We start from the raw sequence: 20149 nt of genomic DNA, 5'->3' as shown, positions 1-20149 counted from the left end.
CGCATGAACGCACACGTCTCCCCACCCCTGACCCTCACGCAGGACTGGGACAGGCTGGATCACGGCAAGTTTGCTGATGAGCCGGTTGCCGTCCAGACGATCCTGAACGCCTCGCCGCTGGATGCCGCGGCTCGCACAGCCGTTGTCGCCGATGCCGTGGCGTTGGTCGAGCACGCCCGAAAAAGTCAGAAAAAACAGGGCGTGGTCGAGAGCTTCCTGCAGGAATTCTCGCTCGGGACGCGTGAGGGGCTGGCCCTGATGTGTCTCGCGGAAGCCCTGCTGCGCACGCCGGACGAGGACACGCGCGACCGGCTGATCGCGGAAAAGATCGGCTCGGCCGACTGGGCCTCGCACCTCGGGCAGTCGGACAGCCTTTTCGTCAACGCCTCGACCTGGGGCCTGATGCTGACCGGCAAGCTGGTCGATGCCGACGAGCAGGCCAAGACCGATCTGCCGGGCTTTCTGAAGCGCGTCGCCGGCCGGCTCGGCGAGCCGGTGATCCGTCAGGCGGTCGCGGCGGCGGTCCGTATCATGGGCGAGCAGTTCGTCGTCGGTCGCACGATCGAAGCGGCCCTGAAGCGATCCAACCGTGAAGGCTGGCTCTGCAGCTTCGACATGCTGGGCGAGGGGGCTCGCACGGCGGCCGATGCCGAACGCTACGAGACCATCTATGCCGATGCCATTACCGCTGTCGGCAAGACGGCCAAGGGGCAGGGGCCCGAGGTCGGACACGGGGTCTCGGTCAAGCTGTCGGCCCTGTCGCCCCGCTATGAGGCGACGCACGAGGACCGGGTCTGGTCCGAGCTCTATCCGCGTGTCCGCCGGCTCGCGCTGATCGCGGCGCGCTACGACATCAATTTCACCATGGATGCCGAAGAGGCCGACCGGCTGGCGCTGTCGCTGAAGCTGCTCGACCGGCTGGCGCATGAACCGGATCTGAGGGACTGGACCGGTCTCGGGCTGGCGGTCCAGGCCTATCAGAAGCGCGGGCCGGAGGTGATTGCCCGCGTGGCTGAACTGGCCCGGGTCGCCAACCGTCGCCTGATGGTCCGGCTGGTCAAGGGGGCCTACTGGGACACCGAGATCAAGCGCGCCCAGGTCATGGGCCGGACTGACTATCCCGTGTTCACGACCAAGGCGGCGACGGACCTGAACTACCTGGTCTGCGCCCGCGCCATGATCGACGCCGCTCCGCATCTGTATGCCCAGTTCGCGACCCACAACGCCCATTCCCTAGCCGCCGTGCATCGGATGGCGAAGGACAGCGGCGTCAAGATCGAGTTCCAGCGCCTGCATGGCATGGGCGAGGCCCTCTACGAGGCGGCGTCAGAGACGTTCGGCACGATGAACGTCCGGGCCTATGCGCCCGTGGGCGGACACGAGGACCTCCTGCCCTATCTGGTACGCCGGCTGCTCGAGAACGGGGCCAACTCGTCCTTCGTCCACGCCCTGCTCGACGAGCGCGTTCCGGCCTCGGCCGTCGCTGCCGATCCCATCACCGCGGTCGAGGCCCATCCCGACCGTCACGCCAAGATCCCCACGCCCAAGGACATGTACATGGACCGCCAGAACGCACTCGGTCGCGACTACTCCCAGGCCGCCGACCGCGAGCGTCACGCCCTGGCCCTGTCGAAGGTCGATTCCGAGAAGTTGACCTCGGGCCCGATCGTCGGTGGCAGGCTGCTGGCCGGCACCCACCCGCAGGACGTGACCAATCCGTTCGACCGGTCGCAGGTCCTGGGCCACGTGTCCGAGGCGAGCCCGACCGATATCGACGCGGCGATCGAGGCTGCGGCCCGTGCCCAGGTGGCCTGGGATCGCGCCGGTGGATCGCGGCGTGCGCCCGTGCTGCGGGCCATGGCGGATGCCCTCGAGGCGGACATGGACCGGCTGGTGGCGCTGCTGGCGCGCGAGGCGGGCAAGACGCTGAACGATGGCGTCGCCGAGGTGCGCGAGGCGGCCGACTTCTGTCGCTACTATGCGATGCTGGCCGAGAAGGATTTCGGCGGGCCGCAGACGCTGAACGGCCCGGTCGGAGAGACCAACCGGCTGGTGCTGCACGGTCGCGGTGTCTTTGCCTGCATCAGCCCCTGGAATTTCCCGCTGGCCATCTTCACGGGCCAGGTCGCGGCCGCGCTGGCAGCAGGTAACGCCGTCCTGGCCAAGCCCGCCGAACAGACGCCCCTGATCGCTGCAGAGGCTGTGCGCCTGTATCACAGGGCGGGGCTGAACCCCGATCTGCTGGCCCTTGTGCCCGGACGCGGCGAGACCGTGGGTGCAGCCCTGGTCAGCCATCCCGGCATCGACGGCGTGGCCTTCACGGGCGGCACCGATACTGCCGGCGCGATCAACCGAGCGCTGGCGGCACGACCCGGTCCGATCCTGCCGTTCATCGCCGAGACAGGCGGCCTGAATGCCATGTTTGTCGACACCACGGCCCTGCGCGAACAGGTCATCGACGACGTCATCGTTTCGGCCTTCGGCTCGGCCGGACAGCGCTGCTCGGCCCTGCGCGTCCTGTATGCCCCGAAGGACTCTGCTGACAGCCTGATCGAGGGCCTGAAAGGCGCGCTGGCCGCCCAGGTGGTCGGCGATCCCACCGACCCGGCGACCGATATCGGCCCGGTGATCGACACCGACAGCCGGGCGATGCTGGAAGGCCACGTCGAGCGGCTGTCGCGCGAAGCGTCCGTCCTGGCGCGGGCAACCCTTCCCGCCGAAGTGGCCCGGGGCGATCTGTTCGCACCGACGATTGCCGAGATCCCCACACCGGACTTCCTCGAACGCGAGGTGTTCGGCCCGATCCTGCACGTCTACCGCTACGACCCGAAGGATCTGGCGTCCGTGGCCCGCAAGCTGGCGGCGCGCGGCTACGGGCTGACGCTGGGGGTCCATTCCCGCATCGAGGCCTTTGCCGAGGAGGTGATCGCCCTGGTCCCGGCCGGCAATGTCTACATCAACCGCTCCATCACCGGCGCGGTCGTGGGCGTGCAGCCATTCGGTGGCGAGGGTCTGTCGGGCACCGGACCCAAGGCGGGCGGACCCAACAGCCTGATCCGCTATGCCTCGGAAAAGGCGATCAGCAACAACATCTCCGCCCAGGGCGGCGACCCGGCCCTGCTGAACCTCTAGGCAGCGATCAGCGGAAGAGGCCGACGGCCCCTTCCGCCCAGACCACGCCGACGGCGGCGAGGACGGCCAGACAAAGGGCCAGCCGAACGGGCCGGCCGGGCATTTTCCAGACGATGAGTTCGATCAGCAGTCCACCGCCGATCAGCAGCAGCGCAGCAAGGAAGAAGTCGCCTGTCGTCCAGACGACCTCGTCGGTGATCAGCATCGCCACGGCGGGGATCAGCAGCAGGCCAGCCACCAGTCCCCAGCCGGCGAGCCGCCACGCGAGGCGGCGGGATCGTTGCGTCGGGGCCTTCATCATGGTCGGGCGTCTTTCTGTTGTGATCAGGGTCCGACGTCGTTGACGTCGGTGCGACCGTCGTCGACGGGTGTCGGCAGGCTGATGGCGATGCCGAGGGCCTCGGCCAGCTTCTGGTCGCGCTTGTAGACGTCCTCGCGGAAGGCCACGCGGCCCTGACCATCGACGAAGGCGGTCCAGTACAGCAGTCGCACGCCGATCTCGCGTCCGGTGGTCACGCGCTTGGTCTCGCGGGTCTGCTGGGCGGTGTCGAACTCCTCGAGCTTTACCGGATCCGGGGCGAGCAGAAGACGGGCGAACTCCACCGCACCCTGCACCCGCACACAGCCATGCGACCGCTGGCGGGTAGCAAGGTTGAAGGCGGCCTTCGACGGCGTGTCGTGCAGGAAGATGGCATAGCTGTCGCGCAGTTCGAACTTCACATAGCCGAGGGCGGCCAGGGGACCGGCGCGCTGGACGACGTTGCCTTCCGGCGTGACGTACATGTTCTGGCTGCGCAGATAGGCGGGGCCGCGCGGCAGGATCTCGCGCCGGGCAATGCCCGAGGGGACGTTCCAGGGCGGATTGGCGACGACCGATGCGAAGGGCTTTTCGAGGCTGGGGGTCTGGTTTTCTGCCGAGCCCACCACGACGCGGTTCGAGTGAACGGGCCGGCCGTCCTTCCAGTAGACCATGATGGCGGCGGCCGTGTTGACCTCGATCCGCTCGGGCGCAACCTCGCGTTTCAGCCAGCGACGCCGCTCGAGGTTGAGGGCGATCTGACGGGCCCGGTCCTCTGCAGAGGCCGAGAGCGAGCGCTGTGTGCCGGTGCCGATCCGACCGTCCGCCCCAAGGCCATGGCGGGCCTGGAAGCCGCGCACGGCGGTCTGCAGCGCACTGGAATAGACGACGCCCTGGGCTTTCAGGGTTTCCCCCTGGGCGGCGGTCAGGTCGCCTTCGGCCACGAGACGGGCGATCAGGGCGGGGATGCGCCGGTCGCTGTTGCCGGGCTCGATGGGGGCACCGGGCCGGAACACGGGCCAGCCGCCATCACGGGCCAGGCGGCGGTAGCGCACATAGCCTGCGGACAGGTTGGCATAGCCGATGTCGGAGGGGGCCAGCGCCTCGTACCACTCCAGAAGCTGTCCGCGGACCATGGCGTCGTTCAGACCCCTCGGCAGATCGACGCGGTTCTTCTGCATTTCCCAGAGGTCCTCGACGTCCTCGGGACGAACGCGACCCTCGGCCAGTACGCGGGCATAGGTCAGGGCCGCAGCGGTGGTGCGCACGTCGGCACTGTCGCGATCCGCGGCATAGCCGACGAAGTCGAAGAAGTCCGAGGCGGGCAGACCGTGGCGTTCGGACCGACCTGCGGCCGCGTTCAGGCCACGCAGGCGCTCGGCCGTCCAGACGGGACGCCAGCCGTTGATGTCATAGAAGGCCCGCACGTCGCCCTGGACCGTATCCGGAAGGCGGCCGATCTGATCCTCGAACGCGGCGGACCACCGGGTCACGGGTCGGATCGGTGCGGTCTCGAATTGGGGAACAGCCTGCTGGGCGGCTGCCGCCGCTGCTGCCGTCATCGCCGTCGTGGCGATGCCGAGACCCAGTTGCCGTCGATTCATAACTTACGCTCAATCCCTGTGTTCGGCACTGCATCGCGCGCCGACGTCCTGTACCCGAACCCAGTTCACCTTAACGGCGTTCCAGCCAAACAAAAAGCGCCGCCCCGAAAGGGACGACGCTTTGTGTGGTCGTGATGCCGCACCCAGGTGCGACATTTCGGTCCGGAAGGCCCACCTTTGCGGGTGCCCGTTCCGTGGACCTACTTCTTGATGAAGCCGCCGAACTTGTTGTTGAAGCGCGACACGCGACCGCCCCGGTCCAGCATCTGCTGGTTGCCGCCGGTCCAGGCCGGGTGGGTCGAGGGGTCGATGTCGAGGTTCAGGACATCGCCTTCCTTACCGTAGGTCGACCGGGTCTGGTAGGTCGAACCGTCCGTCAGGGTGACGGTGATGAAGTGGTAGTCGGGGTGCGTGTCCGCTTTCATGGTCGTCGTCCGGTCTCTTGGGCGCGGTGACGATGCCGACCGTCGGTGCGCGAAAATGACAAATCCCGCCAGAGCTCCGGCGGGAATGAGCGGCGGCGTTTACACCGGGGGGCGTTCCGGGGCAAGAGGCGCGTCGATGACCGTCTCCCCCCCGACTGAAGCGCCCTCCGTCTCCGACCGCCCCGGCGCCGGAGCGCTGCTGATCGAACAGATGGGGGAGGCCGGAGAACGTCGGGCCAAGCGCAAGGATATCCGCCCTCTTGGACGCCTCCTTCCCTATCTGATGCAGCACAAGCTGGACGCGCTGATCGCGATGGGCTGGCTGCTGCTGTCCACGGCCGCGTCACTGGGTCTGACGGTGACGGCGCGGGGCGCGATCGACAACGGCTTTGAGGACAGTGGCCGGCAGCTGGACCTCTGGTTCCTGGTGCTCGGGGCCAATGCGCTGTTTCTCGGCCTCGCCTCGGCGTGCCGCTATTTCTATGTCACCAAGACGGGCGAGCGGGTCATTGCCGATGTGCGCAAGGGCCTGTTCGACCGCATCCTGACGCTGGATCCCTCCTTCTATGCCCAGATGCGCACGGGCGAGGTGCTGAGCCGACTGACAACCGATATCGCCCTGGTCGAGACGCTGCTGACGACCTCGGTGTCCTTTGCGCTCAGGAACTTCCTCACCCTGATTGGCGGGTTGATCCTGCTGTTCGTGGTCAGCCCCAAATTGACCGGTCTGGTCCTGCTGATCGTGCCGCTGCTGCTCGGCCCGATTTTCCTGTTCGGCCGCAAGGTCCGCAAGCTGACGGTCGCTTCCCAGGACCGGTTCGCCAATGCCGTGGGCTTTGCCGGCGAGAGTGTGGATGCCATCGAGACCGTCCAGGCGTTCGGCCGCGTCGACAGCGCCATCGCCCGGTTCAGTGCGGCGGTGGAGGGGGCGTTCGGCGTATCCCTCAAGCGCATGCGGGCCCGGGCCCTGATGACCGCCATGATCATCGTCGTCACCTTTGGCGGCGTGACCCTGGTTCTCTGGCTGGGGGCCCAGGACGTGATCTCAGGGACGATGACCCCGGGGACCCTGCTGCAGTTCGTCCTGTTGTCCGTGTTTGCCGCCGGGGCGGTCGGGGCGCTGGGAGAAAGCTGGGGTGACGTCCAGAAGGCGGCCGGGGCGATGGAGCGGATCGACGAACTGATGAGGGCGGAGGCCTCGATCGCGGCACCGGCTCATCCCGTTGCCCTGCCAAGCCCGCCGCTGGGCGAGGTGTCGATGTCGGCGGTGGACTTCGCCTATCCGGGACGCCCCGATCTGCCGGCGCTGAAAGGCTTCTCGATGACGGTGCGGCCGGGCGAGACGGTCGCCCTCGTCGGACCTTCGGGGGCCGGCAAGTCGACCGTGTTCCGGCTGCTGCTGCGCTTCTACGACCCCCAGAGCGGCCTGGTGTCGGTCGATGGCGTGGACGTGCGCAAGGCCGACCCCGTCGAGGTGCGGGACCGGTTCGCCTGGGTGTCGCAGGAGGCTCCGCTGTTCTCCGGATCGGCGCTCGAGAACATCCGGTTCGGGCGCGAGGCCGCGACCGAGGCCGAGGCCCGGGAGGTGGCCGAGGAGGCCCAGGCCCTGGCGTTCATCGACGCCCTGCCGGAAGGCTTCAACACGCCGCTGGGCGAGCGGGGCAAGAGCCTGTCGGGGGGGCAGCGGCAGCGTCTGGCCATTGCCCGGGCCCTGGTGCGCGACGCCCCGATCCTGCTGCTGGACGAGGCGACCAGCGCACTGGACGCCGAGAACGAGCGGCTGGTGCAGGTCGCTCTGGATCAGGCCATGCAGAGCCGCACGACCATCGTCATTGCCCACCGCCTGGCGACAGTCCTTCGCGCCGACCGCATCGTGGTCATGGAGAACGGGCAGGTGGTGGATCAGGGCACCCACGGCGAACTGGTCGCCCGTGGCGGACTGTACGCCCGTCTCGCCAAGCTGCAGTTCCGCGCGGATTGACGCAGCCGGATTAACGCGGTTCGCTGCGGCGATGATCCTTGCCCTGACGATCGCGCTCGCTTTGACAGTCCAGGCCCCGACCGTGTCCCCGACCGCGGCCGACCTCGTGCCGGTGTTTGGCAATACCCTGGTCTCGACCTATCCGGACGGGCGCAAGGCCAGGGCCTGGCTCACGGCGGACGGCCGGTTCGAAGGTGAGGGGCGTCGCGGCGGGCGAAATGCCGGCACCTGGCGTGTCCGCGACGGCAAGGTGTGCTTCAGCCTGCGCCGCCCGATCATCGTGCCGGGATCCTATTGCACGCCGATTGTCCGGGGCGGGATCGGGACGCGCTGGACGGCGACGGCGGTCACGGGCGAGACGATCACTGTGGAACTGGTCGCCGGCCGCTAGACCACCTCTGTTGCCACGGATAGCGGTGCCGTCAGGGTCAGGCAGGTGCCTGTACCTTCGGCCGTATCGACCAGAGTCCCGCCCAACTGACGGACCAGACTGTCGACGACCCTCAGACCCAGGCTGCGGTTCGTGCGCGCGGCATCGAAGTCGAACCCTTGTCCCTCATCGGCGACGGCAAGCCGGATCTGGTCGTTCGCGATCTCGGCATGGACCGTGATCCGGCCACCGTCCTCGCCATAGGCGTATTTGATGGCATTGGTGACGAACTCGTTCACGATGAGGCCCAGCGGGATGGCGACGTCCGATGGCACCGTTCCCGGCCCGGCGACGCATTCGATGACATGGCGAGGCGCGCTCTCGGCCAGGCCTTCACAGAGCTGGCACAGGAAGGCATCCAGCCCCACCGTATCCAGGTCGACGCTTCGCCAGAGCTGGTCGTGCACCTGGCTGATGGCATGGATCCGGGCACCGGCATCGGTCAGGGCCTGGCGCGTCTCTTCCGATCCCGCGCTGCGCGCCTGCATCGACAGCAGGCCGGAGACCAGCGCCAGGCTGTTCTTGACCCGGTGGCTCACTTCGCGTGCCATGAGGGCCTGATGCTCGATCGCAGCAAGCAGGCGCTGCTCGACGGCCTGTCGGGCGATCGCGGCACCCAGAACAGAGGCGAACCCGTCCAGGAAGATGGCGTCCTTGGCGTCGAAATGTCCCTCGTCAGGGCTGTCGACCTCCAGAACCCCATAGGGGCGCCCGTCGATCTCGGGCTGGATCAGCACATTGATGGCGCGACGGATCCTGTGCTCGGCAAGGAAGCTCGGCGTGCGGAACCGTTCCTCGTTTTCGAGATGATTGGACAGGACGGGCTTTCCGGTGCGGAATGCATAGCCCGCCGGGCTTTCCATATCCGATCCCAGCGATGTGCGGCCCTCTGCATCCGTGCGCCAGCCCGTGCCAGCCACCAGCATCAGCCGGGACGACGCCTCGTCATAGGCCAGCACCTTGGCGAACGGCGTTTCCAGTCCTTCCGCGCAAGCCTTGCAGGCCGTGTCCAGAAGGGCCTGACGGTCGCGTTCACGAAGGCCCTGCTCTCCAAATCGGGCCAGCAGCGATTGCTGCCGCAACCGGTAGCGCAGCTCTTCGGGCGGTGTGCGGTACTCCGGATCGGGAGACGACTCGACCTGGGGTGGCGTGACCGTATCGATCTGCACGACGGTTTCGGCGACGATGTCGGCCTTCACCTCTGCGACCAGGTTGGCGATCTCGGGGGTCATGCCGGGCTTGACGGCGGGCGGTTCATGCGACGGCAAGGCGAACTCTACAGATCGAGGGAGCCGAAAATCCGGCCACGGCAAGGGTCTATCTGGGGAGTGTCTACAGGAAACTGTAGGGGTCCACATCCACGCTCAACCGGACCGATCCGGGGACCTTCACCCGCGACAGCCAGGCGCGAAGAAAGGCCTGGATATCCACGTCGCGGTCGGCCCGGACCAGCAGTCGCTTGCGGCGACGCCCCCGGATGAGCCCCAGCGGTGCATCCGCCGGGCCATAGACCTCCAGCCGTTCGGCATTGGGGATGTTCTGGGCCAGGGCCTGGGCCAGGCGTTCGACGGCCGCTGCGTCCTCGCCCGACAGGATCAGCGCCGCCAGACGGCCATAGGGGGGCAGGGCGGCGGCCTCGCGCTCGGCCATCTCGGCCTCGACGAAGCCATCCCGGTCGGCGGCGGCGAGGGCGATCAGGACCGGGTGCTCGGGCGTCCAGGTCTGCAGCAGGGCCCGGCCCGGGCGTTCGGCTCGCCCCGCCCGGCCGGTGGCCTGGGTCAGAAGCTGGAAGGTGCGCTCGGCGGCCCTGAGGTCACCCCCGCGCAGGCCCAGATCGGCATCGACGACGCCGACCAGCGTCAGGTTGGGGAAATTGTGCCCCTTGGCCGCCGCCTGGGTCGCCACCAGGATGTCGATTCCGCCGTCCTTCATGGTCTGGATCAGGGCCCGGGCCGAGCGCGCGTCCGGCACAGTGTCGGAGCTGAAGACGGCCGTGCGCGCCTGTGGGAACAGCTGGCGGACCTCCTCCTCGACCCGCTCGACGCCAGGGCCGACCGAGACGAGGCTGTCCTCGGCGCCGCAGGACGGACAGTGTTTCGGCCGGGCCATGGAGAAGCCGGTCAGGTGGCAGACCAGCCGCCCGGTGTAGCGATGCTCGACCAGCCAGCTGTCAGTGTCCGGCGAGGTCAGCCGGTGGCCACACGCCCGGCACAGGACGACGGGGGCATAGCCGCGCCGGTTCAGGAACAGCAGGGTCTGCTCGCCCTTCAGCAGGGTCTCGCCGATCGCCTCTCGCAGCGGCTGGGACAGCCAGGTCTGCGGGTCCGGCGGGGTCTGGCGCAGGTCCAGCAGCTGGATATCGGGCAGGACAGCTGCGCCATGCCGTGCCGCCAGCTTCAGCCAGCGATACCGGCCCTGCTGCGCATTCCACAATGTCTCGAGCGAGGGCGTGGCCGACGCCAGCACCACGGTGCCGCCCTCGATCCGGGCCCGGGCCACGGCAAGGTCGCGGCCGTGATAGACGAGCCCGTCCTCCTGTTTGAACGAGCCGTCGTGCTCCTCGTCGACGACGATCAGCTTCAGGTTCGGATAGGGCAGGAACAGCGCCGACCGGGCCCCGACCACGATGTTGCAGCGCCCGGCGACCACCGCTTCCCAGACCACCCGGCGCCGCGGCGGGGCAATGCCGGAATGCCATTCCGCCGGGGCCGTGCCGAACCGGGCCGTGATGCGGGCGATCAGGTCCTGGGTCAGGGCGATCTCGGGCAGCAGGATCAGGATCTGGGCCGCCGGATCGGCCCGCAGGGTCCGCGCCACGGCCTCCAGATAGGCCTCGGTCTTGCCGGACCCCGTGACCCCGTCCAGCAGGAAGGCCGCGAAGCCGCCCCTGGACGTGGCCTCCGCCATCGCATCGGCAGCCGCGGCCTGATCCGGGTTCAGGGTTGCGGGCGCGTGGTCGGGATCGGGAGCCGCGAAGGCAGCCTCGGCCGTGATCTCGATGACCTCCAGCACGCCCTCGTCGATCAGGCCCTTGACCACGCCGCTGGAAGCGCCAGCCGCCCGGGCGAGGTCGGCCGCCGCAAGGGCGCGGTCCCCGAGGGCCTCGAGCACGCCGGCGCGGGCCGCTGTGGGTCGCGCGGGCAGGCGGTCGCCGAAGCGTCGCACCCTGCGCTCGGGCCGGGGGCGGGGAGCGCGCAGGCCCTTCAGAGCGGTCGCGGCCATCTCGCCCGGCGGGCTCAGCGTCCAGCGCGCGGCCCATTCCACGAAGTCGACGGTTCGTGACGGCAGGCGCGGATCGTCCAGCACGCTGTCCACGCGCTTGAGCTTGCGGTTCGAGCCGGTGGTTTCGCGCACCTCGGTGACGATCCCCCGGATCAGGCGGGGGCCCAGCGGGACGGCGACCTGATCGCCCCGGGCGACATCGAGACCTTCCGGAACCTCGTAGTCGAAGGCCTCGGGCACCGGCAGGGGGATCAGGACGGAGGCGACGATCATTGTCCTCCCCACGACGTGGGGAGGTGGATCGGCGGCGAAGCCGACGAGACGGAGGGGCTGGTGGATGCGGACCGGGTGGTTTCTTTCAAAGAACGACGGACCGGAAGGCGGCACGAGCCCCTCCACCACTTCGTGGTCCCCCTCCCCATCGCAAGCGATGGGGAGGATTGGAGAGTGCCCCTCCATTGCTGCGTGGTCCCGCTTCCCATCGCAGGCGCTGGCAAGGAGATGTCTCGCAATCGTCGCCGGAGGCCGTTAAACGCTGGCGGCATGAAACTCTTTCTCGATACCGCCGACGTCGCCACGATCAAGGACATACTGCCCACCGGAATGGTGGACGGCGTGACCACCAATCCTTCGCTGATCGCCAAATCCGGTCGCAACATCGCCGAGGTCATCGCTGAAATCTGCGCCCTGGTCGAGGGGCCGATCTCGGCCGAGGCCGTGGCGACCGATTTCGAGACCATGGTCCGCGAGGGCGACAAGCTGGCGGCCATCGCTCCGAACGTCGTGGTCAAGCTGCCCCTGACCTGGGACGGACTGCGCGCCACCCGGGCATTCACGGACAAGGGCATCAGGACCAATGTGACCCTGTGCTTCTCGGCGGCCCAGGCCCTGCTGGCGGCCAAGGCGGGGGCGACCTTCGTCTCGCCGTTCGTGGGTCGTCTGGAAGACCACGGCGCGGATGGCATCACCCTGCTGGAAGAGATCCGCACCCTGTACGACATCCACGGGTTCGAGACCGAAATCCTGGCTGCGTCGCTGCGCAATCCGACCCATGTCAGTGCCGCAGCCCTGGCCGGAGCCGATGCTGCGACCCTGCCGGCCGATACCTTCAAGGCTCTCGTCAAGCATCCGTTAACCGAGAAGGGGCTTGATCAATTCCTGGCGGACTGGGGCAAGACCGGTCAGTCGATCCTGTAAATCTGGCCCGGCGTTTCCGGGAGGAGACGCCCGCCTTGAGCGCACCGACCGACCTGATGCGCGAGACCGGCGGCCCGGAGCTTCACTGGCCCGAGGTGCGCGACTGGCTGCAGGCCCACCCGCAGATCCTTCTGGATGACCGGTCGCTGCTGGAAGAGATCGGACTGAAACCGCACGGCCGGAATGTCGTCGAGTTCGGGCCCGCGGCGCTGACGCGTCTGGAGGCGGTGGTGACGCGCGAATCCGATGCCCGCAAGGAGATCGAGGGCGTCGCCCGCGCCAATTTCGCGGCCCAGACACAGACTCACGTCGCGACCCTGGACCTGATGGAGTCGCGCAGTCATTCCGATCTGGCCCGGCGGCTCGATGCCTCGGTCCAGGCCCGGTTCGGCCTGGCCGGAGCCGTCATTGCGCTGGAAAAGCCGGGCGGCGTGCCGTTCGGCTGGCGCGGGCTGGAGGAGGGCGGGGTCGACCGCTGGCTTGGCGATCATGGTCTGACATGGCTGGGACCCGCCTTCGAGGATCTGGACCTGTTCGGTGCCGGGGCCGAGGCCGTCAGGGCCGTGGCCCTGATCCGTATCGCACCACACATCGGGCCCGACGGGACGCTGCGCTCGGGCCTGTGTGCCTTCGGTTCACTGGAAGAGGATGGGTTCACGCCACAGATGGGCTGCGAACTGGTCGCCTTCATCGCCCGGGTGGTGGAACGGATGGCCGAGCGATGGCCGATCCTGAACTGACCGCCTCGGAGGCTCTGTCCACCTGGCTGGAGCATCTGGCCCATGAGCGCCGGCTGTCGCCCCGGACGCTCGAAGCCTATGGCCATATCGGGCGGACCTACCTGGGTTTTCTGGAGCGCCACCGGGGCGAGCCCCAGTCGCTGGCCGACCTTGGCACGATCACGGCGGCAGAGATCCGCGCGCATCTGGCCGAGCGGCGAGGCGGTGAGCATCCTCTGAACGCCCGGTCGCTCAGCCAGACCCTGTCGGCCATACGCACCTTTCATGTCTTCCTGGACCGTCGCTGCGGGACGCCGGCACCTCAGCTGGCCCTCGTTCGGGGGCCACGCGTCAAGCCCTCCCTTCCCCGCCCGGTCACCGCCGATCAGGCGCGCGGGATGATGCAGGAGCCTGCCGCCGACCCCGATCAGGAGCCTTGGGAAGCGGCGCGGGACACGGCCGTGCTGGGCCTGCTGTACGGATGCGGGCTGCGGATCTCGGAGGCCCTGGGTCTGCTCCGGTCGCATGCGCCCCTGCCCGAGACCCTGCGGATCATCGGCAAGGGGTCGAAGATGCGGCTGGTGCCTGTGCTGCCGGCTGTCCGGGCGGGGGTGGAGGCCTATCTGGCGCTGCAGCCCTTCGTGCTGGCCCCGGATGAACCCCTGTTCCGGGCGAAGCGCGGCGGCGCGCTGAGCCCTCGGCACGTTCAGGCCACGGTCCAGCTTCTGCGCGGTCGTCTCGGCCTGCCGGCCAGCGCCACGCCCCATGCCCTGCGCCACAGTTTCGCGACCCATCTGCTGGGGGCTGGAGCCGACCTGCGCTCGATCCAGGAACTGCTGGGCCACGCCAGCCTGTCGACGACCCAGAGATACACGGCCGTCGACGCCGCCCACCTGCTCGGCGCCTATGCGGCGGCCCATCCGAGGCCTTGAGCCGGCGAAGGCGTCTCAGCGCGGGTCGATGATGCGGCCGATGGCCTGATCGGCCTGTGGAAGCTGATCAATGACGATCAGGGGCACGAGACAGCCGTCTATCCGCCGATCCAGCAGATGGTACATCTTCACATTGGGCTGGGCACCAGCCGTCTGTCCCGTCGTGGCCTGCTGCAGAGGGGTATCCGGTGCCAGCGGCCCGACCCTCTGGAGCAGGTTTGCGCAGTCGACAGGAGCCGAACGCGTGATCGTCATTGTCCTTGCCACTCTTTCGGCATCGGACGGTCTGGCCGATGCATAGGGCAGGGCAAACGGCCGGGTTGCAGGCTCGTCAACCGGGCCAGCCAGCAACGCGAGGGCAAGTGCAAGCATCGGTCGACCTCCGGATTCGAGTGTGACCCTAGCAGGTTTACCGGCAGGATTGAACCCGGCGCGTCCCGGATCAGGCCTGCATGGTCCAGCCCTCGACGCCCATGGCCGCCTGTTTGACCGCCTCCGAGCGGGTCGGGTGGGCGTGGCTGGTGCGGGCCAGGTCTTCCGAGGCCCCGCCGAAGGCCATGGCCACACAGGCCTCGCCGATCATCTCGCCCGCCTGCGGACCCATGATGTGGACCCCCAGGATCCGGTCGGTGGTGGCGTCGGCCAGGACCTTGGCATAGCCGTCGGTCTCGTGATTGATCTTGGCGCGGCTGTTGGCGCTGAAGGGGAATTTGCCCGACTTGTAGGCGACGCCGGACGCCTTCAGCTGGTCCTCGGTCTGGCCGACCCAGGCCACTTCGGGGAAGGTGTAGACCACGCTGGGCACCAGATTGTAGTCGACGTGACCCGCCTTGCCGGCGATCAGCTCGATGGCGGCGACGGCGTCTTCCTCGGCCTTGTGGGCCAGCATCGGGCCGGTCGTGACGTCGCCGATCACCCAGACGCCCGGGGCGACCTTGAAGTGATCGCCGACGATGACGCCGCGCTTGTCGGTCTCGACCCCGACGGTCTCGAGGCCCAGCCCGGCCGTGTAGGGGCGACGGCCGATGGCCACCAGGACCACATCACCGGTCAAGGTCTCGGCAGCCCCGCCGGCAGCGGGCTCGATGGTCAGTTCGACGCCGTCCTTGACCACCTTCGATCCGGTGACCTTGGAGCCCAGCTTGAAGGTCATGCCCTGTTTGGTCAGGACCCGCTGGAAGGCGGTGGCCAGATCGGAGTCCATGCCGGGCGTGATGCGCGGCAGATATTCGACCACGGTCACCTCGGCCCCCAGACGACGCCAGACCGAGCCCAGCTCCAGCCCGATGATCCCGGCCCCGACGACGATAAGCTTCTTCGGCACCGCCGATAGCGAAAGGGCCCCGGTGGAGTCGACCACCTTGCCCGGCACGAATTCGACGCCGGGCAGGGGGGTGGGTTCCGAGCCCGTGGCGATGACGATGTCCTTTGCCGTCAGCGCCGTCGTGCTGCCGTCCGCTGCTTCGACCTCGACCGCGCCAGGGCCGGTGATGCGGCCGCGGCCCTTGATCCAGGTGACCTTGTTCTTCTTGAACAGAAATTCGATGCCCTTGGTCAGGGCGGTCACGCTCTCGGATTTCTGGGCCATCATGACCGGCAGGTTCAGTTTCGGCGTGACCTCGATGCCGATCTTGGCGAATTCGCCGTTCGCGGCCTCGAACATCTCGGAGGCATGCAGCAAGGCCTTTGAGGGCATGCAGCCGACGTTCAGGCAGGTGCCGCCCAAGGTCTCGCGCATCTCGATACAGGCGACCGTCAGGCCCAGCTGGCCAGCCCGGATGGCGGCATTGTAGCCACCGGGTCCGCCGCCGATGATGACGACGTCATAGGATGCGGCTTCGGCCATGGTCAGTCTCTCTGCTCGAACGGCGCGGGGGAGCGCGCGCGATAACTAGCGCCCGTCCCGCCGGGGTCAACCGCGTGACTGCGATATAGGGGCTCGGAGGCCAGGATGCAGCCTCGACGAAAGAAGGGGGCGGGCCTTTCGACCCGCCCCCCTGAAATCGTCTCGCGTGATCGGGTTGATCAGAAGGCGACGCGCAGGACCACCTGGTAGACCGGGTTGGCCTCTTCGGTCTCCAGCTCGTACTCGTCGTAGGTGCGGGAAATCTGTGCGTCCTGATCGGCGAACTTGTCGAAGACCTCTTCCTTTTTGGTGTCGAGCAGGTTGGACCCGGTGAAGCGCAGGACCGCGTTCGAGGTCAGCTGCTTCTCGATAAAGATTTCCAGATCGGCGCCGTAACGGGTCTCGACTTCCTCGGCGAAGACGCGGCCGAAGGCATCGCCCTGTTTGCGATAGGTCGCGCCGAAGGCGGCCTGCCAGCTGGGGATGTCGTGGGTGAAGCCAAAGTTGTAGACGAAATTCGACTGGTCGTTGAAGCGGCGCTCGCCCAGGGCATCCTCGACCGTGCTGTCCAGCAGCGAGACGTTCACGAACACGCCGGTCTTGTCGAAGCCGATGAAGTCCAGCGGGGTCGAGAGGTCGAACTCGACGCCGTAGACCTGGCCGTCGCCGACGTTGTCGATCGACTCGATGAAGGTGCCGGCTCCGCCGCTGCCCTGGACGCCGGTGTTCACGTCCTCGCTCAGGTCGGTGATGTCGCGGTAGAAGGCGTTGATGCCGACCACGCCGCTGCGACCCAGACGACGCTCGAACCCTGCGTCGATGCCCCAGGCCAGCTCAGGCTTGAGGAAGGGGTTGCCACGGAAGTCGTTGTCGCCACGCTCTTCTTCCAGCACGCCCGGCGCCAGATCGTCGAAGTCCGGACGGCGGATGGTCCGGCCGGCCCACAGGGTCAGGCGATCCCGCTCCGACAGCGAATAGCGCAGGCTGGCCGATGGCAGGAGCTCGGCATAATCGGTGTCGAAACCAGCAATGGTGGCATCGGTGGTCTCATAGCGAAGACCGGCTTCCCACTTCAGGGCGCCCTGTTCGCCGGACAGCATGACATAGGGATCGATGCGAGTTTCCTCGATCGTGTAGACGCTCCGGGCGAAGACGAAGGGCGGCTGGACCGGGCGCGGCGCGGGGGCGTTCGGCACGGTGGAGCGGACGCGGGCAGCCTCGTCGGTGATCGACTCGCGGTCCTTCCGGATCGCCTGAACGCCGAACTCCAGATCGATGGAGTCGGTCAGCGGGCGGGTGTGCTCGATGGCTCCGGACAGTTCCTCGTCCAGCAGGTCCGTGATCACGAAATCCGCGGTGAACCGGTCTTCCTCGGGGAAGGGGATGGCGTCGCGCAGATATTCGGCCTCGTTCTCGAACTCGGACTGCTGGTCGTCGAAGCTTGCGTAGCCGAGCTTGAAGCGCGTCTCGCCGCCGAACATGTCGCGCTCGTAGCGGGCCCGCAGGGCCAGGTTGTCGGTCTCGATGTCGACGTCGTTGTCGTTGACCGTCAGCAGGTTCGCCTCGGTGCGGATGCCGTTGCGGTATTCCAGCGAGTCCTCATCCTGGAGACGCTCGGTCCGGACGAATACACCTGACAGGTCCAGCTTGCCGCCGCCGACCTCGACCTCATAGGCCGCGTTGAAGGAGTAGTCGGTGCTGTCACGGACGTCGGTCTGGACCTCGGTGTTCACCAGCGGGCCGTTCGGCCGGGCGTAGCGGGCGCTGAACTTGTCCTTGGGGTTGATCCGGTCCTGGATGCTGGTGCCGATCAGCAGGCGGCCCGGGCCGACCTGGCCGCCGTAGACCGCACCATAGGTGCCGCCCAGCTCGTTGCCGGGGAACAGGATGCCGCCGAGGCGGACATAGCCGCCGTCGAGCGTGTAGGCGTCGCGCAGGACGATGTTGATGGCCCCGGCGACTGCATCCCCGGACCGGTTGGCCGACGATGCCCGCACAACCTCGACCCGCTCGATCAGCTCGGCCGGAATGCGGTCGACGAAGAACGAACGGTCCACGCCACCACCGGGCACGCGCTCGCCATTGATCAGGATCTGGCTGTAGCCCGGATCGAGACCGCGCAGCCGGACCCCATCCGATTCCAGCACGTCCGACAGGAAGGTGACGCTGGGCACGCGCTTCAGCGCATCGCCGACGGTCAGTGGCTCGAACCGCTGGAAATATTCCAGGTCATAGGACAGGGTCGGGACGGTGTCCTCGGTGCGGTTCCGGAACACCGGGCGACCCGTGACGATCACCTCCTCGACCGAGGTTTCCGGCTCGGGCTGGACGGCGCTCGATTGCGCCTGGGCCACGCCCGAGAAGGCCAGAGGCGCAAGCGCCGCCCCCAGCAGAAGAGCTGTACGTTTCATGTCGATCCCCAACAGGTTTGGGCACGCGCCCCGGCGCACAGCCCGCTGGGGGCGGTAGCTAGACCGTAAGGGTCAAGCATCGACGACGGTTCTGCGACCGAGATTCTGCGAACGATAGACGGTTTCGTGACGTTCGCTCCCGGTTCGGATCAATCATGTTGATCGCCGTTCACCGAGCAGCCAATCCCGGCTTGACCGGCGGGGCTGCACATGGTCTGGGCCCGCGCATCAGCCCGCAATGACAGCCAGGGGACCCCCGCCATGACCGTCCGTACCGGATCGCATATCAGTGTTTCATTCTTGTCACTGATTTCGGCTCTCACCCTTGCTGCCTGCACCACGACCGAGGTCGATTTTCAGGGCGAAGGCGAAGGCTTCATCGGTTCCGGCGCGCCCGTACAGGCGACCCTGGAAACCCCCTCGGTCGGCACCGCCGGTCAGGACGCGGCCGATGATCCAGCGATCTGGGCCTCCAAAGGCGCGCCCGTGATGGTCCAGGGCGTCTCCACACCCGGCTTCGTCGCCGGTACGGACAAGAAGGCTGGCCTCTATATCTACGGTCTCGACGGATCGATCCTGCAGTTCCTGCCCCAGGGCCTGCTGAACAATGTCGATGTGGCCGAGGGCCTCAGCGTCGGCGGCAAGTCCATGGTGGTGCTCGGGGCCAGCGACCGCTCGCCGACGACAACCGGCGTGACCCTGTTCCTCTATGACCCTGCCAATACCGCCAGTGACAATGGCGTCCGCCTTTGGGGCCATGTCCCGACCGATGTGGTCGAGCCCTATGGCTTCTGCTTTGCGCAGGTCGGCACCCAGCTGCACGCCATCATGGTCGGTCACGAGGGCGAGGTCCGCCAGTTCACCCTGGATGCCGGTGCGGACGGCAAGCCGGTCACGCGCGAACTGCGCCGCTTCGACATCGGCACGATCTCGGAAGGCTGCGTCGCCGATCCTGCGACCAACGCCCTGTATATCGGCGAGGAAAACGTCGGCCTGTGGCGCTATGGCCTCGATCCCGCAACCGGCGCGGCCCGCACCCTGATCCAGCCGATCGCGCCCGACCGGATCGTCGCCGATCTGGAAGGCCTGGCCATCATCACCGACGGCCCGGCCCGCTACCTGATCGCTTCCAGCCAGGGCGACTCGACCTTCCCGGTCTGGCGCGTGGATGGCACCGCGCCGGTCTGGGTGGGGCGCTTCGTGGTCACCGAAGGTGCCGTGGATGGCATCACCGGGACCGACGGCCTGCATGCCTTGAGTGGCCCTGTCGGAGCAGCCTTTCCGGAGGGCCTGGTCGTGATCCAGGACGACATCAACGACGTCGGCACCCAGAATTTCAAATACATTGACTGGCGGGCGATCAAGACAGCGCTCGGGCTCTGAGGCAGCCGCGCATGAAGCGCGGCGGGCTGCGGCTAGTGGCCTGCGCTCAAGGGCTCAGCGGAGAGATCGGCCGGCCAGCTGCGCTATTTGATGGCTGCGCAGGCCGGCCTCTTGCCAACCCAATCAATCGCCGCGCAGGTCATTGCGCGGATCTTGTCCGGACCAGCCTCTAAAAGAGACCGAGTCAGGGCAGCGTCCGATGCGTCGGCAATGCAGCACTGCGGCAGCGGAATGCGAAGGAGGCGGGCACGACGGGCGCCCCTCGGGTCACTTCTGACAGCCTTGGCTATCTCGACTGGAGCGGGCGAAGAAATTCGAACTCTCGACCCCAACCTTGGCAAATTCACGCCGCCCGCAGACGCAGACGCGCGCTTCAAGAGAGCGCCACTGCGCAAGAAACTATAGCGTTCTATGCAAGAAGGTCTCGACTGGAGCGGGCGAAGAGATTCGAACTCTCGACCCCAACCTTGGCAAGGTTGTGCTCTACCACTGAGCTACGCCCGCACTCCGCGACGGGCCCCGCTGGGCGATCCGTCTCGTCGAGAGGCGGGCGTATAGCGGACGCGCCC

The 20149-nt window shown here is 67.6% G+C and carries 15 protein-coding genes and 1 tRNA gene; 7 read left to right on the top strand and 9 right to left on the bottom strand.

Annotated features, from left to right (window positions below; all coding sequences use genetic code 11):
* Positions 1-3 precede the first annotated feature (3 nt).
* Entirely contained in the window at positions 4-3132 is a 3129-nt protein-coding gene (gene putA / locus GGR13_RS01290; protein WP_183211653.1) for a bifunctional proline dehydrogenase/L-glutamate gamma-semialdehyde dehydrogenase PutA, read from the top strand.
* A 7-nt stretch (positions 3133-3139) separates the two neighbouring features.
* Here the strand turns inward: putA and GGR13_RS01285 are convergent, their stop codons facing one another.
* From GGR13_RS01285 to rpmE, 3 genes are all read right to left on the bottom strand, one after another.
* Entirely contained in the window at positions 3140-3433 is a 294-nt protein-coding gene (locus GGR13_RS01285) for a hypothetical protein (RefSeq protein WP_246347625.1), read from the bottom strand.
* Positions 3434-3456: 23 nt separating this feature from the next.
* Positions 3457-5034 carry a L,D-transpeptidase family protein gene (locus GGR13_RS01280; protein ID WP_183211652.1) on the bottom strand — a complete coding sequence of 526 codons (1578 nt, stop codon included), beginning with the start codon at positions 5032-5034 and terminating at the stop codon, positions 3457-3459.
* 200 nt (positions 5035-5234) lie between these two features.
* A complete protein-coding gene (gene rpmE, locus GGR13_RS01275; RefSeq protein ID WP_183211651.1) occupies positions 5235-5459 on the bottom strand; it encodes a 50S ribosomal protein L31 in 225 nt (74 codons plus the stop codon).
* 136 nt (positions 5460-5595) lie between these two features.
* Here rpmE and GGR13_RS01270 point away from each other — a divergent pair, with 136 nt between their 5' ends.
* The gene (locus tag GGR13_RS01270) at positions 5596-7440 is read left to right on the top strand and encodes an ABC transporter transmembrane domain-containing protein (RefSeq protein WP_183211650.1); all 1845 of its coding nucleotides are present in this window, start codon (positions 5596-5598) and stop codon (positions 7438-7440) included.
* Between the two features lie 31 nt (positions 7441-7471).
* Complete coding sequence (locus tag GGR13_RS01265) at positions 7472-7831, top strand: hypothetical protein (RefSeq protein ID WP_183211649.1); 360 nt, start codon at positions 7472-7474, stop codon at positions 7829-7831.
* Here GGR13_RS01265 and GGR13_RS01260 read toward each other — a convergent pair.
* Both GGR13_RS01260 and GGR13_RS01255 read right to left on the bottom strand, forming a co-directional pair.
* On the bottom strand, positions 7828-9138 hold the full coding sequence (locus GGR13_RS01260) for a sensor histidine kinase (protein ID WP_246347624.1): 1311 nt from the start codon (positions 9136-9138) through the stop codon (positions 7828-7830). The genes GGR13_RS01265 and GGR13_RS01260 overlap by 4 nt on opposite strands.
* Positions 9139-9202: 64 nt before the next feature.
* Entirely contained in the window at positions 9203-11365 is a 2163-nt protein-coding gene (locus tag GGR13_RS01255) for a primosomal protein N' (RefSeq protein ID WP_183211648.1), read from the bottom strand.
* 270 nt (positions 11366-11635) lie between these two features.
* Between GGR13_RS01255 and fsa the strand changes: the two genes are divergently transcribed.
* From fsa to GGR13_RS01240, 3 genes are read left to right on the top strand one after another with little or no spacing between them, the layout of a single operon-like run.
* Entirely contained in the window at positions 11636-12289 is a 654-nt protein-coding gene (gene fsa / locus GGR13_RS01250; protein ID WP_183211647.1) for a fructose-6-phosphate aldolase, read from the top strand.
* 56 nt (positions 12290-12345) lie between these two features.
* Positions 12346-13029 carry a DUF484 family protein gene (locus GGR13_RS01245; RefSeq protein WP_183212251.1) on the top strand — a complete coding sequence of 228 codons (684 nt, stop codon included), beginning with the start codon at positions 12346-12348 and terminating at the stop codon, positions 13027-13029.
* Positions 13011-13940, top strand: a complete 930-nt coding sequence (locus GGR13_RS01240; RefSeq protein WP_183211646.1) for a tyrosine recombinase XerC — start codon at positions 13011-13013, stop codon at positions 13938-13940. Before GGR13_RS01245 ends, GGR13_RS01240 begins: the two co-directional genes overlap by 19 nt.
* A gap of 15 nt (positions 13941-13955) precedes the next feature.
* Here GGR13_RS01240 and GGR13_RS01235 read toward each other — a convergent pair whose 3' ends face one another.
* From GGR13_RS01235 to GGR13_RS01225, 3 genes are all read right to left on the bottom strand, one after another.
* Positions 13956-14312, bottom strand: a complete 357-nt coding sequence (locus tag GGR13_RS01235) for a hypothetical protein (RefSeq protein ID WP_183211645.1) — start codon at positions 14310-14312, stop codon at positions 13956-13958.
* 70 nt (positions 14313-14382) lie between these two features.
* The gene (lpdA, locus tag GGR13_RS01230) at positions 14383-15786 is read right to left on the bottom strand and encodes a dihydrolipoyl dehydrogenase (RefSeq protein WP_183211644.1); all 1404 of its coding nucleotides are present in this window, start codon (positions 15784-15786) and stop codon (positions 14383-14385) included.
* Between the two features lie 179 nt (positions 15787-15965).
* The gene (locus tag GGR13_RS01225) at positions 15966-18197 is read right to left on the bottom strand and encodes a TonB-dependent receptor plug domain-containing protein (RefSeq protein WP_183211643.1); all 2232 of its coding nucleotides are present in this window, start codon (positions 18195-18197) and stop codon (positions 15966-15968) included.
* 261 nt (positions 18198-18458) lie between these two features.
* Between GGR13_RS01225 and GGR13_RS01220 the strand changes: the two genes are divergently transcribed.
* Positions 18459-19580: a phytase gene (locus GGR13_RS01220; protein ID WP_183211642.1), complete on the top strand. Its 1122-nt coding sequence runs from the start codon at positions 18459-18461 to the stop codon at positions 19578-19580.
* A 429-nt stretch (positions 19581-20009) separates the two neighbouring features.
* Here the strand turns inward: GGR13_RS01220 and GGR13_RS01215 are convergent.
* Positions 20010-20084 (bottom strand) — tRNA-Gly (locus tag GGR13_RS01215).
* Between the last annotated feature and the right edge of the window lie 65 nt (positions 20085-20149).

This window comes from Brevundimonas variabilis (genome assembly GCF_014199945.1).
Taxonomy (GTDB): Bacteria; Pseudomonadota; Alphaproteobacteria; order Caulobacterales; family Caulobacteraceae; genus Brevundimonas; species Brevundimonas variabilis.
The sequence above is the reverse complement of the archived record's forward strand: the minus strand, read 5'-3'. Positions and strand labels throughout refer to the sequence as shown.

Excerpts from the sequence above, each read along its gene's own strand:
- putA (WP_183211653.1), top strand. The coding sequence starts at position 4 with ATGAACGCACACGTCTCCCCACCCCTGACCCTCACGCAGGACTGGGAC.
- GGR13_RS01285 (WP_246347625.1), bottom strand. The coding sequence starts at position 3,433 with ATGATGAAGGCCCCGACGCAACGATCCCGCCGCCTCGCGTGGCGGCTC.
- GGR13_RS01280 (WP_183211652.1), bottom strand. The coding sequence starts at position 5,034 with ATGAATCGACGGCAACTGGGTCTCGGCATCGCCACGACGGCGATGACG.
- rpmE (WP_183211651.1), bottom strand. The coding sequence starts at position 5,459 with ATGAAAGCGGACACGCACCCCGACTACCACTTCATCACCGTCACCCTG.
- GGR13_RS01270 (WP_183211650.1), top strand. The coding sequence starts at position 5,596 with ATGACCGTCTCCCCCCCGACTGAAGCGCCCTCCGTCTCCGACCGCCCC.
- GGR13_RS01265 (WP_183211649.1), top strand. The coding sequence starts at position 7,472 with ATGATCCTTGCCCTGACGATCGCGCTCGCTTTGACAGTCCAGGCCCCG.
- GGR13_RS01255 (WP_183211648.1), bottom strand. The coding sequence starts at position 11,365 with ATGATCGTCGCCTCCGTCCTGATCCCCCTGCCGGTGCCCGAGGCCTTC.
- fsa (WP_183211647.1), top strand. The coding sequence starts at position 11,636 with ATGAAACTCTTTCTCGATACCGCCGACGTCGCCACGATCAAGGACATA.
- GGR13_RS01245 (WP_183212251.1), top strand. The coding sequence starts at position 12,346 with ATGCGCGAGACCGGCGGCCCGGAGCTTCACTGGCCCGAGGTGCGCGAC.
- GGR13_RS01240 (WP_183211646.1), top strand. The coding sequence starts at position 13,011 with ATGGCCGATCCTGAACTGACCGCCTCGGAGGCTCTGTCCACCTGGCTG.
- GGR13_RS01235 (WP_183211645.1), bottom strand. The coding sequence starts at position 14,312 with ATGCTTGCACTTGCCCTCGCGTTGCTGGCTGGCCCGGTTGACGAGCCT.
- lpdA (WP_183211644.1), bottom strand. The coding sequence starts at position 15,786 with ATGGCCGAAGCCGCATCCTATGACGTCGTCATCATCGGCGGCGGACCC.
- GGR13_RS01225 (WP_183211643.1), bottom strand. The coding sequence starts at position 18,197 with ATGAAACGTACAGCTCTTCTGCTGGGGGCGGCGCTTGCGCCTCTGGCC.
- GGR13_RS01220 (WP_183211642.1), top strand. The coding sequence starts at position 18,459 with ATGACCGTCCGTACCGGATCGCATATCAGTGTTTCATTCTTGTCACTG.